Genomic DNA, 13,802 nt, shown 5'->3' with positions numbered 1-13,802 from the left:
TGAAAGCGGTCAGCTATCCGGCATGTTGAAAACCGCGACGCGATTACTTCTTCTTCGCGGCCGCGGTGGAAGCACTCGTCTTGACGGCGGCAAGCAGCTCATAGAGCTGGTTGCGCTGCTTTTCATCCATTCCGGCATACAGCTCGACGATCCAGCTTTCATGGGCCTCGGCCATCTTGCGGAAGCTGCGGCGGCCCTCGGGCGTCAGTTTGACGATGTAGGCGCGGCGGTCCTTGGGACTGTCTTCGCGCACCACGAGGCCTTCGGCGACCAATTGGTCGGTGATGCCGGTCACGTTGCCGCCGGTCACCATCATGCGTTTCGACAGTTCTCCCATCTTGAGGCCCTGCGGCGAGCGTTCAAGCTGCGCCATCAGGTCGAAGCGCGGCAGGGTGATGCCGAACTCGGCGCGCAGGCGCGCGCGGATGTGGTTTTCGATCAGGTTGGTGCAGGCCAGCGTGCGCAGCCAGAGCCGAAGGTCCGGGGCGTGCTCGGACGTGGCGCGGGTTTCGGTATCGGCACCTGCGGAAGCGGATTTTTTCGACATGTGATGTGGGGCGGCCGCAGGCGCAGCGCAAATGATATATCCATGCCTAAAATATCAAAAGATGCCCGTTTCCGCAACCGCCATCATCGCAGGCCGGGTGCGCGGGGGACGATTCAGGCGAAATCCGGATTGCGCACGGCCCGCAGCACGGTCTCCACGCGCCCACCCCGGTCCCGCCCGGCAAACCACCAGACGCCTCCCTTCTTGACCGCCCAGTCGTCTTCCTGGCCGGACAGCAGCAGGGCGGCAACGCGACCCAGGGTAGGCTGATGGCCGACCACCAGCACGGCGCCGTCCCGGGCGGGCCAGCCGGCCGCTGCCAGCACCGCCGTCGCCGTCGCGCCAGCGCCGACTTTTGGTTCGATTTCGTAGGTCAGTCCCAGCGCGTGCGCGGTTTGCCGCGTGCGTTCGGTGGGGCTGGCGAGGATAGTCAGCTTGCGCGGCAAATGGGGTTGCAACCAGCGCGCGAGCTGCCTTGCCTGCTTTTCGCCGCGTTGCGTCAGGCGCCGTTGGTGATCGGCGAGGATGCTGCCGCCATCCTCCGCCTCGGCGTGACGCCAGAGTATCAAGTCCATCGCATGTCCTTAAGAGGGAATGGTCGGCCCCGGTGCGCAAATATCATGGCGTGGCCGCCGGGGCAAGTTTGGGCAGCCGCAGGCGGGTCAGTCCGCGCCGCTGGCGCACCAGACCCGCCTGCAGTGCGGCATGGCGCGGGCCGTGCCAGCCGCCGATCAGCGTCACGGCTTCGCGCAGACGGGGATCGTCACCGGCGCACTCCATGAGGAGCGTGCCGGCATTGGCCAGGTCGTTGAGCTGCCCCAGCGTGTCCTGCGCGCCGGCCAGTCGCCGCAACGCGCGGTCGAAGGCGTTCGCCCGTGCCAGGGGGGCGAAAAATTCCAGTGCATAGCGCAGGCGCTTGACCGCGATGCGCAGCGCGTGCAGCGATGCGGGTTGCTCCGGGTCGGCGGCGGTCGCCAGTCGTCGCAACTTGCGGTTCAGGCGCCGGAGTCGTCGCTGAGCAAAATCGCGCAGGGACATATTCCCTTCCCCGCCGGAGTCCCCGGGCTGAAGCGCCTCGAGTACGGATAGCAGCGTCACGCCATAGCCGGGTGAGGCGAGCAGGGCCAGGGCCTGCTCGCGGGCGGCATAGCGGCGATTCGTGATATCGCTGGCCAGTGCCGGCAGGCGCGGCTCGTCGGGCAGGGCCGTCAATACCGGATCGGCGATTTCGACCAGCAGCACGTCGAGGTCGCGCGCGCGGCCAAGGTGCGCCATCAGGGCCGCCAGCGGCAGGCGCAGGGATGCGGCCAGCGATTCCGTCAGCATCGGCGCGAACAGGCGCAGCGCGGCGCGCAGGCGGCGCGTGGCGACCCGCATCTGGTGGATGTATTCCGGATCGTCGCTGTTCAGGGCACCGTGGTGGTTCTGTTGCAGGTGTTCGAGGCAGGACAGCGCGATGCGGCGACAGGCCGCGAGCGGGGCCATGGTGGCTGACAGCGGCACGGCGGCGGCGCGGAACGGGGTCGGTGCCGCGCCGCTGTAGAGCCGATAGCCGCGCTCGGCCTTGGAGAGTACCGCGGGGGTCACCGCCACGCGTTGCGCGAACTGGCCGGCGATCTCGAAGATGGCGGCGACGGTTGCGCCATCCAGCTCCAGTTCCAGCTCGGAAATCGCCTCGCGACGCCCGTTGGCGACGATCCAGCCTCGGTCGAGGGTGAGCAACACGGCGCCGGGCTCGGCGCCGAACCGCCAAGTGACGCGGCGAAAGCGCGTCTCGCAGATGGGCACGATGCGCGCCAGCAGCTTCGGCCGCCGCAGCCAATCGCGCACCGCGGGCTGGTCGATGGCCGAGAAATCGAAATGGCCCGCGTAGGGCGTTTCCCATTCCGGACGGCTGGACAGGCCCGCCGCCGAAGCACCCGCCAGCTTGACCGTCTGCAACCAGTCGCGCCCGATGCGGCGCAGGCGCAGGGCCATGCCGCGACGGCGCAGGGCCAGGTCCGGCGTGTCGTAATAGATGTTGTCGAGCGTCGCGACGCGGTGTTCCAGCGCCTGCTTCAGCAGGGGCTGGCGCAGGAAGCGCGCCTGCTGGTCGTCGGCTAGCGCCAGCTTGAGTTCGACTTCTTCAGCCATGGGGGTTCAAGGTTAGCGGTGACGACAACGGCATTGTAAATCCAGCGCCGTGACGCCGGCGCCGACTATTCGTAGCGCAGCGCCTCGATGGGCAGAAGATGCGCGGCCTTGCGCGCCGGATAGAAGCCGAAGAATATGCCGATCGCGCCGGCGAAGCCAGCGGCGAGCACGATCGAGTCGCCGGAGAGTTCGGTGCGCCAGCCGGCGAATTCGGCGATCGCCGTCGCGCCGCCAATGCCGAGCATGATGCCGATGGCGCCGCCGATCAGGGACAGCGTGACCGCTTCGACCAGGAACTGGGTCAGGATGTCGCGGCCACGGGCGCCGACGGCCATGCGCAGGCCGATTTCGCGCGTGCGTTCGGTGACCGAGACCAGCATGATGTTCATGATGCCGATGCCGCCCACCAGCAGCGAAACCGAGGCAACGGCCGCCAGCAGCAGCGACATGACTTTCGAAGAAGCCTCCTGGGCCTGCAGGATCTCGGACAGGTTGCGCACGAAGAAGTCATCGTCCTGGCCGCTCTGCAGGCGATGGCGCTGGCGCAACAGTTCGCGCATGCGGGCGTCGGCAGCCGCCATGTCGGCGCCGTCCTTGATCTTGACCATGATCGATCCGACGTTGCGGCTCTTGGCCTGCTGGGTCGAGCCGAGCACGCGCTTTCTGGCCGTGCTGATCGGCATCAGGATGATGTCATCCTGATCCTGGCCCATCATGTTCTGTCCCTTGCGGTCGAGCACGCCGACGATGGTCAGCGGCACCTTGCGCACGCGGATCACCTGGTCGATCGGGCTGGTGTCGCCGAAGAGGTTCTTGGCAACGGTCTGGCCGATCAGGACGACCTTGCCGGCGCCGCTCACTTCCGCGACCTCAAAGCCGCGCCCCTCGATCACCGCCCATTCGCGCACTTCCAGGTATTCGGCCGTGGTGCCGTAGAAAGTGGTCGACCAATTGGCATTGCCGGCCACGGCCTGCCCGGAGCCGCGCAGGGTCGGCGCGGCGGCGTGGATTTCATCGATTTCGCGGTTCAGCGCGTAGGCGTCGTCCTCGGTGATGGTCGGCAGTGAGCCGGTGCCGCCACGTGCGCCACCCGAGGTGGTCGAGCCGGACAGCACCATGATGATGTTCGAGCCGAGGCTCCTGATCTGGTCTTCGACGCGGGCCTGGGCGCCGTTGCCGACTGCGATCATTATGATGACGGCGGCGACGCCGATGATGATGCCGAGCATGGTGAGCGCCGAGCGCAGCTTGTTGATGCGCAGGGCGAGCAGGGCGATGCGCAGGGTGGCGGTGAAGTTCATGGCGCGGCCGCCGCGACCTTGGCCGCGTTGGCCCGGTCCTCGATCACCTTGCCGTCGCGGAAGGAAATGATGCGTCCGGCGAAATCCGCAATGTCGTGCTCATGGGTGACCAGCACGATGGTGATTCCGTCGTGGTTCAGCTCCTGCAGCAGGGCCATGATCTCCTCGCTGGTGCGCGAATCGAGCGCGCCGGTCGGCTCGTCGGCGAGTACCAGTTGCGGATCGTTCACCAGTGCGCGGGCGATCGCGACGCGCTGTTGCTGGCCGCCGGAAAGCTGGGCGGGATGATGGTCCATGCGATCGGCGAGGCCGATCTGGGTGAGGCGGCGCGTTGCTCGTTGGTCGCGTTCGGCGGGCGGCAGTTTGCCGTAAAGCAGCGGCAGCGCGACGTTGTCCAGTGCGGTGGTGCGCGCGAGCAGGTTGAAGTGCTGGAAGACGAAGCCCAGCTTTCGATTTCGGACCGCGGCGAGTTCGTCGCCGGAAAGCGCCGAAACTTCCTGGCCGTCGAGCGAGTAGCGGCCGGCGCTGGGATGGTCGAGGCAGCCGAGCAGGTTCATGAAGGTCGATTTGCCGGAGCCCGACGGCCCCATCACGGCGACGAACTCGCCGGCCGCGATGTCGAGCGTGACACCGCGTAGCGCAGGCACCACGTTGCTGCCCATGACGTAATCCTTGGCCAGATCGACGACCCGGATCAGTGGCTCGCTCACCGCGATGACTCTAAAACAGTCGCGGAGCAGGCATGCCGGCAGCCTTCGGCGCCGCGGCAGCTTGCTGGCCGGTGATGACTTCCTGCGCTTCCTTGAGGTCGCCGGAAACTATCTCGGTCATGCTGCCGTCGGTGAGGCCGAGGCGCAGTTCGACCGCCTGCGGTTTGCCATCCCCGCCCACGATCCACAGGCGACCGGAGCCGCCGCCTGCTCCGGACCGGGCGGCGGCGGCCTGCGTGCCGAGCTCGTCATAGCGCAGTTTTTGTTCCGGGGTCAGCATGGCCGCCACCTTTTCACGGATCTCGGCGCGGTTGCGTTCCTGGGCCTTGGATTTCTCTGCCTCGGGCAGGTCGCGCGCGGCCATGAACTTGTCGCGCATGCCGGCGAAGATCGCATCGAGCTTGCCCTGCTGCTCGGCATCGAGTCTGAGTTCCGCGACCAGGCGCTCCCTGATCTGTGCGGTCCCGCCGCCGCCGGAAGTCGGCGCTGGTACTACGGCAGCCGGCGTCGCTGTCGAGGGCTTCTTTTCATCGGTGGAGCCTGCGGGGCGGTAACGCAACGCCGCATTGGGAACCTTGAGCACCTTGTCCTTCCGTGCCGTGATGATGCGCACGTTGGCCGTCATGCCCGGCAGCAGCGTGAGGTCGGGATTCGCCGCGGAGATGACCACGGTATAGGTGACGACGTTGGAGACCACGGTGGCCGCCTTGCGCACCTGGCGCACTTCGCCTTCGAAATGGCGACCGGCGAAGGCGTCCACGGTGAACGTGGCCTTCTGCCCGAGGCGGACGCGGCCGACGTCGGCTTCGTCGATCGAGGTTTCCACCTGCATGTCGGTCAGGCTCTTGGCGATGACGAACAGTTCCGGCGCCTGCAGGCTTGCCGCCACTGTCTGACCGGGCTCGATGCTGCGTTTCACGACGACGCCGTCGACCGGGGCCGTGATCGAGGTGCGCGTCAGGTCCACGTGCGCCGCCGCCAGTTGGGCTTCGCGCTGCCGCACGATGGCTTCGCCATTCCTTACCTGCGCCTCGGCCGATGCGAGCGAGGCGCGCGCGGCATCAAGCGTGTTCTGCGCCGTATCGCGTTCGGCCGGTGAGATGAAGTTCTTCTCCACCAGGGTCTTCTTGCGTTCGTAATCGCGCTGGGCGTTCGACAGGTTGGCGCGGGCACGTGCCACTTCGGCTTGTTGCACGCCCTGCGCGGCACGCGCGGCATCGACGTCGGCTTCGGCCTGGCGCACCCGATGCTGATAGGTTTCCGGATCGAGGCGTGCGATCAGCTGGCCGGACTTGACCGGCGAGTTGAAGTCCACCAAGATTTCCTTGATTTGCCCGGAAACCTGCGACCCGACCTGGACCGAGACGACGGGGTTCAAGGTGCCGGTGGCGGAGACCACCGCTGCAAGTGGTCCGGTTTCAACCTTGGCCAGCTTGTATTTTGCGGTATCGGCGCCGTTGCTGCCGGACCGCCACGCCCACAAGCCACCTGCGGCGACGGCGGCAAGAATCAGCGCGTAGAGCCCGAGGCGCGAGGATGTTTTCATGCCGGCGATTCTAGACGATTCGCGCCGCCCGGCTTGTAACCGGGTGTTACCCGATGCCCGCGTTGCCTTTCATTGCCACCAGTTTCGGCTGGTTCAGCTTGCGCGGGGCAATGGTCTTCTTGTCGCGCAGGTAGCGCGCCACCACGTCCCATACCGGCTCTCCCCTGGCGCCTTCCGCGACCGGCGCCCAGCCGGCAACCTTGTAGGTCTTGTCGGCATCCAACGGCTTACCGCCGAGGCGCATGTCCTGGATGCGCTTGCCGATCTTTTCGTTCGGGTCGCAGGTGTATTCGAGGCCGCCGACGCGCACCATGTCGCCGCCCTGCTGGTAATACGGATCGGGATTGAACAGGTTGTCGCCGACGTCTTCGAGGATGGTCTTGATCTGCTCGCCCTTCATCTCGGTCAGCGTCGCCTGCGGGTAGCTGATCGCGGTCTGGTCCATCAGGTGCTCGAAGGTGATGGCCTGGCCGGGCAGGATGGTGGTGCCCCAGCGGAAGCCGGGCGAGAAACCGATGTCGGCGCCCTGGACTTCCATGATGGCATCGAGGATCAACTGGTCCCAGGAGCCGTTGAAGTTGCCGCGACGATAGAGCAGGCCTTCGGAGACGGCAAGCTTCTCCTCCAGCTTCGCCTTGTGCGGCGCGCGGACCTTGTCGATCAGTGCATTCATCTCCGCATCCGCCGGCAGCAGCCCGGAGAAAATCGGCAGCAGCTTGTAGCGGAAGTCGCTGATCCTGCCGCCCTTGACGTCGAAGTCGAGCACGCCGAGGAATTTGCCGTTGGAACCGGCATTGGTCACCAGGGTCTTACCCCTGGCGTTGGACACGACGACCGGCCGCGGCACGCCGTCGTGCGTGTGGCCGCCGAGGATGGCGTCGATGCCGGTGACGCGCGATGCCATCTTGAGGTCGACGTCCATGCCGTTGTGCGAGAGCAGGACAACGACCTGGGCGCCCTTGGCGCGTGCCTCGTCGACCGTCTTCTGCATGTTGTCGTCCTGGATGCCGAAGGTCCATTCCGGGATCATCCAGCGCGGGTTGGCGATCGGCGTATAGGGGAAGGCCTGGCCGACCACCGCCACCTTGACGCCGTTCATTTCGCGCATCGCATAGGGCTCGAACACCTTGTCGCCGAAGTCCGCGGTTTTCACGTTCTGGGCGAGGAATTCGGTGCGGCCTTTCAGGTCTTTCTCGACGATTTCGAGCACGCGCTTGTCGCCGAGAGTGAATTCCCAGTGTGCCGACATCATGTCCACGCCCAGCAGCTTGCAGGCATCGACCATGTCCTGGCCCTTGCTCCACAGGGCCGTGGCCGAGCCTTGCCAGGTGTCGCCGCCGTCGAGCAGCAGGGCGTTGGGGCGCCCGGCGCGCAGTCGCTTGACCAGGGTCGCCAGATGCGCGAAGCCGCCGACCTTGCCATAGGTCTTGGCCGCCTTCTCGAAGTTCAGGTAGGTGAAGGCGTGGGCTTCGATGCCGCCCGGTTTGATGCCAAAGGCCTTGAGCAGATGCTCGCCAACCAGATGCGGTGCCCGGCCCGCCGCGCCGCCGATGCCGAGGTTCACGCTCGGCTCGCGGAAGTACAGCGGCAGCAACTGGGCGTGGCAGTCGGTGAAGTGCATCAGGTGCACATTGCCGAAGCGCGGCAAGTCGTAGAACGCGTCGCCCTTGCCGCCAGCCCAGGCCAGGCGCGAGTCGAGGGCGAAGCCGGCGGCCGAGGCGGCGGCGAGAATCTGCAGGAATTCGCGGCGGTTCATCGAAGACATGGGAGGCTCCAGGGAGAATGCAGGTGCGTTTCCGGCAAGCGCCTGCGCTATCGGCATCGAGCGCGGCGGCCGAAGCCAAAACGGGCCTGGCGGATCGGCCAGGCCCCTTGCTTGGCGGGACTTACTTGTTGACCGGCGACGCCGGGTCGAGCAGCAGCGCGACCAGATGCTTGATCTGCTGTTCGTTCAAGGCGCCGGCATGGCCGAAGCGCGGCATTTCCGAGCAGACATTGAAGGCCTTGGCGTTGTAGATTTTGGAGTACACGTATTCCTGCATCCCGGCCGAGTCGCCGCGTGTCTTGCCGTAGCCGAGCAGGCTGGGCCCGACGGTGCCGTACGAGCTTTCGTTGGGCCCGATCTGGTGGCAGTTGTAGCAGTTACCGCCGGCCGGATCCGTGGCCTTGTCCGACCAGGTGAAGCCGCGCCCGCTCTGCGCAATCTTCTCGCCTTGCTTCCAGTCGCCCATGTACTTGCCGTCGGCGGGCCGCTTGATGGTCGCGTACTGGGCCTCCGAAAGCTTCTTGGCAATGCCCTCGGGCGGGTTGTTGCCGTGGGCATTGCAGGCTTGCTGCAATTCGTCGGCGGTGAGTCGTTCGTATTTCGCCTGGCCCTTGGTCTGGAAATCACGCTTGATGGTTTCCATGGCCAGTTGGCGGTATTCGGCTTCGCTGCGGCTGGGACCACCGGCGCAGCCGGCGAGGAGGGCGACGGTGGCGGTGACGCCGGAAATCATGGCTAGTGTCTTCATCGATGTCTCCTTAGCGCTTGATGCCGGGGCCTTTGTACATCTGGCCGTTGGCATTGCCGGTCATGTAGGCGATCAGGTTGGTGACCGCCTGCGAGGCATATTTCGGTTCTGGGAAGCGCTGCTGGCGGAAGCAATCGTTCATGCGCCATTGCGAGGTCAGCATCACACCGCCGGTCATGCGGTAGCCGGGCCAGCCCAGCACGCCGCGCAAGGCACCTTCGGGCGAGGACAGGTTGGGCAGGTTCTGCATGCGGATGCGTTTGCCGTCCGCGCCGTGGCAGGTATTGCAGGAGAAGTCGTAGGGGCCAGCGCGGTAGGCCGCCATCGCCTTGCCGGTCTCGAAGGCATCACGCACCTTGGCGTCGTGCATGGGCATGTCGAACTCCATGTTGCGCGAACCGCTGGCGACGTAGGTCACGAGATTGGTGATGTCCGGTGCGTTATTGTCGTTCGCGCCCTGAAAAGGCTTCTTGGCGATGTCCTCGAACTTGAAGCCCTGCTTTTCGGTCATGCACCAGACGATGCGGCGCTCGATGTCCATCACCGCGTCGGCGTCGGCGAAGTAACGCGGCGCCTTGACGTAGGCGCCTTCGATCTTGCCCACGCCCTGCCCGAGGTCGCAGCTATCCGCCAGGGAAACCTTCTTCGGCCCGCGTTTGGCCTTCCACAATTCCTCGCCCTTGACTTCGAACAACTCGGCGGGATTGCTTTCCTCCATCTCGGCGCGGAACTTCTCGAACTCCGCGTTGGCATCCTTGGTCTGGGCGGATGCCGAACCGGTCCACGCGACGGCGACGGCCGCCAAAAGCACGATACGCTTTTTCATCTTCTCTCCTCCAGGGTATTTGCCGCCGGTCTTGATGCCGGCTAGGGCGAATTGTTTGCCGCAGCGTCAGGCGACGGTGGCTTCGTCGGTGCGCTTGTCCCCTTTGTTGTCGACCCAATTCACCACGACCTTGTCGCCGGCCTTGGCGCCCTTAATCTTGAAGCCGAACACTGGATTGCGCGCTACGGCGGTGCCAATCTGGCCATCGACGACGCGCTTTCCGCCGACATCGATGGTGATGGTCTGGATGAAATGGGCCGGCACGGTGTTGCCGGCGGCATCCTTGCGTTGGCCGGTTTCCATTGCGTGGCTCATGAGAATGCGGACTTCCGCAGCGTCGCCCTTCATCGAGGCGCGAATTTTCATCGGATCTGCCATGGTTTTTCCTTTGTGTGTCCGTATGGGATCAGCCGCCGCAGCCGCCGACCGTGACTTTGCATTCCTTCTGCGCCACGAAGTACTTGTCGCCGGCCTTGGCCACCGCCCTGACCAGCGAGGTCTGGCCCATCTTGATGCGCGCGGAAACCTCGGGGAGCGCACCGTTGGTGAAGGCGTACAGACAGGTCAGCGCGGTCGGGTTCTTGTCGACCAGAATGGCGATCGATGTCGTGTTGGGAATGTTGGAGACCACATCCACCGGTACCACGGCACCATTTTCGGCGATGTCCGGCACTTTGAGGACCAGGTCCTTGCTATCGGCCGGAGAACCGGCACCCAAACCCTTGAGTGCGGCTGGGGTGTCCTTGGCCTCGAAGGCGGCCTTGTTCCAGTCGGCGGCGTAGACTGCGGTCGGCTTGAGTACGCCGGCCAGTACCAGTGCGGACAAAGCTCCCAGACTGCCAGCGCCGCGAAGCACTGTTCTCCGTGCGGGGTTCATTTCCATCGCTTTCATCTCCTCCGTAGCATTAGGTAAATTGTCGGCTGCACCGGCGCCAAACCTATCATCGAATCAACGAAAAATAAAGTGCCGCCCGGCGCAGCATGTCGATCCCTCAAATTTGTAAGTCTCACACAGGAGGCTAGCGAAGCGAATGAAAATTCGCTATTCGCGCAATAGCCAAAGCAATGGAATAGATCGCCCTGGGAAATCGTCTCTTGTCGGTTGCGGCGCAGCAACAGACCAGTGGTTCAAAGCTCGACCTGGGTCCCGAGTTCAACTACGCGATTGGTCGGCAGTTTGAAAAAATCGGTCGCCGTGTCTGCGTTGCGGAACATCCACATGAAGAGCACCTGGCGCCACAGGGTCATGGCCGGCACGCGGTTTGGGACAATGGTTTCCCGGCCAAGGAAGAACGAGGTCTCCATCATCTCGATCGGCGCCATGCCATGCATGGCGCAGAGTTCGAGTGCCAGCGGAATGTTCGGATCATCCTTGAAGCCGTAGCGCAGCATGACACGGTAAAAGCCGTCGCTGAGCGGTTCGACCAGCATGCGTTCCATGTCGTCGACATGGGGAATGTCCTGCATGCTGACATTGAGGAGCACCACGCGTTCGTGCAGTACCTTGTTGTGCAGCATGTTGTGCAGCATGGCGCGCGGGACCCCGTCGGGGCGCGTGGTCATGAAGATGCCGGTTCCCGCGACGCGGTGCGGTCCGCCATACTTGAGGCTGGAAAGGAAGGCGTCGAGCGGCATTGATTCTTCCTGGAGCCTCTCGTAGAGCAGGGTGCGGCCGCGCTTCCAGGTCGCAAATAGGGTGAAGATGCCTAGCCCCAGGATCAGGGGGAACCATCCGCCATCCAGAACCTTCACCAGGTTGGCGGAGAAGAACGCGAAATCGACCGCGATGAACAGGGCGAGAAACAGCCCGGCCTGTATCCAGTTCCATTTCCACAGTGCGCGCACCACGATGAAGGCGAGCAGGGTGTCGATCATCATGGTCAGCGTCACGGCAATGCCATAGGCCGAGGCCAGGTTCGAGGACGACTTGAAGCCGAGTACCAGGATGATCACGGCCAGCAGCAACAGCCAATTGATGTTGGGGACGTAGATCTGGCCTTTTTCGCGTTCGGAGGTGAACTTCACCTGGATGCGTGGGCAATAGCCCAGTTGCATCGCCTGGCTGGTCAACGAGAACGCGCCTGAGATCACGGCCTGCGAGGCGATTACCGTGGCGGCCGTGGCGAGCACGACCATCGGGTAGAGCAGTCCGTCGGGAACCAGCATGAAGAAGGGGTTCTTGATCGCGGCCGGGTTGTCGAGGATCAGCGCCCCCTGTCCGAGGTAGTTCAGGTACAGGCAGGGAAAGACGTAGCCGAGCCAGGCCCATTTGATGGAGCGCCGGCCGAAATGCCCCATGTCGGCATACAAGGCTTCGCCGCCGGTGATCGCCAGCACGACCGCGCCCAGGGCCAGCCAGGCGTGGGTGCGGTTCTCGAGGAAGAAGTGTGCCGCGTACCAGGGATTGATTGCCGCCAGCACATCGGGATGCTTGAGGATGTTCCACACGCCGAGCGCACCCAGGGTACCGAACCAGAACAGCATCACGGGTCCGAACAACGCGGCTACGCTGGCGGTCCCGCGCGGCTGGAACAGGAACAGGCCGCACAGCACCAGCACCGTGATCGGCACCACGTAGGGCTTGAACATCGGGGTGGCGACTTCCAGCCCCTCGACCGCCGACAGCACCGACATCGCCGGCGTGATCACGGCATCGCCATAGAACAGGCCGGCGCCGAAGATGCCCAGGCCCGACATCAGCCACAGCATGCGTGGTCCGGCGCCCTGCGTGCGGAGGGCGAGCGAGGTCAGTGCCATGATGCCGCCTTCGCCGCGGTTGTCGGCGCGGGTGATGAACATCACGTACTTGAGCGATACCGTGATGGTCAGCGCCCAGAAAATCAGCGAGAGTATGCCCAGCAGGTTGTCGGGATTCACGGCGACCGCGTGGGGGCCGTTGAAGACTTCCTTCATCGTGTACAACGGGCTGGTGCCGATGTCGCCGTAGACCACACCCATCGCCGCCACGGAGGTGGCGACGAGGCGCGGGGATGCCCTGCCGACTGAATTGCTGCTTTGCACCATTGGGGGATTATAGGCGCATCGTTTTAGCTGCGCGATGTCGCAGGCGCTGCGCTTCTGAGTGTGATGGCGAATGGCGCGGCCGCGCCGCGGCAAGAGTCGGCGCCCCAAAGGGACTTCCTGCGGTCGCTGGCGGCACGGCAGGGGGACATTGTGGGACCGGCGGGATTGTCGGATAATGCGCGCCTCCCGCCGCCCGGGGTATCAGGCGGCGACATCCCGGGCCGGGGTGACGGAATCGGTAGACGTAGCGGTCTCAAACACCGCCGCCGCAAGGCATGGGGATTCGACTTCCCCCCCCGGCACCAGCAGCCTGCGAGTAAATCCAGCCCGTCAGGGCAGCCGAAGCCGCCGGCACGGTGGAAAATCGGCGCCAATCCGGATTACACTTTGCCTTCCACGCAGTCTGCGGTCTTTGCGGAGGTTATCGATTGATGTCGCCAAATCCGGGCGTTTCCTTGACGGTCCTTAGGGCGTTGCCGATTTTCGAGATGCTCGACGACGAATGCCTTTGGCCGCTTACCCGTGTTGCCACGCTGCGCCACATTCCACGTCATACCGTTGTGTTGAAAGCCGGAGACCGAACGGACAATATCTACTTCGTGCTTTCCGGCGCGCTGAAGGTCCAGGTAAGCGACGAAGAGGGGCGCGAGGTTATCCTCTCGATGCTCGGCCCCGGCGAACTATTCGGCGAGATGGGCGTGCTCGACGACCATCCCCGATCGGCTACCGTGCTGGCGGTCGAGTCGAGCGACGTGGTGGTCATGGGCAAGGAGGATTTCAAGCACTGCTTGGTCGAGAACCCCGACGTTTCGCTGTTCATCATGCGCAGCCTGACCAAACGCCTGCGCCTGGCCGATCGCAACATCGAAAGCCTTGCCCTGCTCGACGTTTATGGACGCGTGGCGCGCCTGCTGCTCGAATCGGCAGAGACGATCGGCGGACGCAAGGTCGTGACACACAAGATCACCAAGCAGGACATCGCCAAGATGATCGGTGCGTCCCGTGAGATGGTGAGCCGCGTGATGCGCGACCTGACGGCACAGGGCTTGATCCAGGAACACGAGGGCCAGTTGATCCTGGTCGATCTTGCGGCATTCCGCCGACACGGCGATCTCGATGCCCTGAGCTGAAAGGCGGCGGTACCGAATCGATTTCCCCGATGCTCGCGTTGCGTGCCCGCCCTGGCCATTCGTTGCGGCGGC

General features: G+C 64.6%; 13 protein-coding genes and 1 tRNA gene. 2 read left to right on the top strand and 12 right to left on the bottom strand.

Going from position 1 to position 13,802, the window contains the following annotated elements; translation table 11 throughout:
- Positions 1–43 precede the first annotated feature (43 nt).
- The 12 genes from J0M27_RS01370 to J0M27_RS01315 form a co-directional block, all read right to left on the bottom strand.
- Positions 44–547: a MarR family transcriptional regulator gene (locus tag J0M27_RS01370; RefSeq protein ID WP_294986699.1), complete on the bottom strand. Its 504-nt coding sequence runs from the start codon at positions 545–547 to the stop codon at positions 44–46.
- Positions 548–660: 113 nt separating this feature from the next.
- Entirely contained in the window at positions 661–1,122 is a 462-nt protein-coding gene (locus J0M27_RS01365; protein ID WP_294986697.1) for a histidine phosphatase family protein, read from the bottom strand.
- A gap of 43 nt (positions 1,123–1,165) precedes the next feature.
- Positions 1,166–2,680, bottom strand: coding sequence for a CYTH and CHAD domain-containing protein (locus tag J0M27_RS01360; protein ID WP_294986695.1), 1,515 nt, complete (start codon positions 2,678–2,680; stop codon positions 1,166–1,168).
- Positions 2,681–2,745: 65 nt separating this feature from the next.
- Entirely contained in the window at positions 2,746–3,981 is a 1,236-nt protein-coding gene (locus tag J0M27_RS01355) for an ABC transporter permease (RefSeq protein WP_294986694.1), read from the bottom strand.
- Positions 3,978–4,691 (bottom strand): ABC transporter ATP-binding protein, encoded by a 714-nt coding sequence (locus J0M27_RS01350; RefSeq protein ID WP_294986692.1) that lies wholly within the window; start codon positions 4,689–4,691, stop codon positions 3,978–3,980. Before J0M27_RS01350 ends, J0M27_RS01355 begins: the two co-directional genes overlap by 4 nt.
- Before the next feature lie 10 nt (positions 4,692–4,701).
- Positions 4,702–6,237, bottom strand: a complete 1,536-nt coding sequence (locus tag J0M27_RS01345) for an HlyD family efflux transporter periplasmic adaptor subunit (protein WP_294986690.1) — start codon at positions 6,235–6,237, stop codon at positions 4,702–4,704.
- A 46-nt stretch (positions 6,238–6,283) separates the two neighbouring features.
- On the bottom strand, positions 6,284–8,002 hold the full coding sequence (gene soxB / locus J0M27_RS01340; RefSeq protein ID WP_294986688.1) for a thiosulfohydrolase SoxB: 1,719 nt from the start codon (positions 8,000–8,002) through the stop codon (positions 6,284–6,286).
- Positions 8,003–8,123: 121 nt separating this feature from the next.
- Complete coding sequence (soxX, locus tag J0M27_RS01335) at positions 8,124–8,750, bottom strand: sulfur oxidation c-type cytochrome SoxX (RefSeq protein WP_294986686.1); 627 nt, start codon at positions 8,748–8,750, stop codon at positions 8,124–8,126.
- A gap of 10 nt (positions 8,751–8,760) precedes the next feature.
- Positions 8,761–9,576, bottom strand: coding sequence for a sulfur oxidation c-type cytochrome SoxA (soxA, locus tag J0M27_RS01330; protein WP_294986684.1), 816 nt, complete (start codon positions 9,574–9,576; stop codon positions 8,761–8,763).
- A gap of 66 nt (positions 9,577–9,642) precedes the next feature.
- Positions 9,643–9,954 carry a thiosulfate oxidation carrier complex protein SoxZ gene (gene soxZ, locus J0M27_RS01325; RefSeq protein ID WP_294986682.1) on the bottom strand — a complete coding sequence of 104 codons (312 nt, stop codon included), beginning with the start codon at positions 9,952–9,954 and terminating at the stop codon, positions 9,643–9,645.
- Between the two features lie 28 nt (positions 9,955–9,982).
- Positions 9,983–10,459, bottom strand: a complete 477-nt coding sequence (soxY, locus tag J0M27_RS01320; protein ID WP_365961930.1) for a thiosulfate oxidation carrier protein SoxY — start codon at positions 10,457–10,459, stop codon at positions 9,983–9,985.
- A gap of 245 nt (positions 10,460–10,704) precedes the next feature.
- Positions 10,705–12,600 carry a potassium transporter Kup gene (locus tag J0M27_RS01315; RefSeq protein ID WP_294986680.1) on the bottom strand — a complete coding sequence of 632 codons (1,896 nt, stop codon included), beginning with the start codon at positions 12,598–12,600 and terminating at the stop codon, positions 10,705–10,707.
- 220 nt (positions 12,601–12,820) lie between these two features.
- On the opposite strand from J0M27_RS01315, the gene J0M27_RS01310 reads away from it, so the two are divergent.
- Positions 12,821–12,905: transfer RNA gene (locus J0M27_RS01310), tRNA-Leu, on the top strand.
- 150 nt (positions 12,906–13,055) lie between these two features.
- The gene (locus tag J0M27_RS01305; RefSeq protein ID WP_294986679.1) at positions 13,056–13,730 is read left to right on the top strand and encodes a Crp/Fnr family transcriptional regulator; all 675 of its coding nucleotides are present in this window, start codon (positions 13,056–13,058) and stop codon (positions 13,728–13,730) included.
- The last annotated feature ends 72 nt before the right edge of the window (positions 13,731–13,802 follow it).

Origin of the sequence: Sulfuritalea sp. (assembly GCF_017302275.1) — a bacterium.
Classification (GTDB): Bacteria; Pseudomonadota; Gammaproteobacteria; order Burkholderiales; family Rhodocyclaceae; genus Sulfuritalea.
Note: the sequence above shows the minus strand (reverse complement) of the source record. Positions and strands in the feature narration are given on the sequence as shown.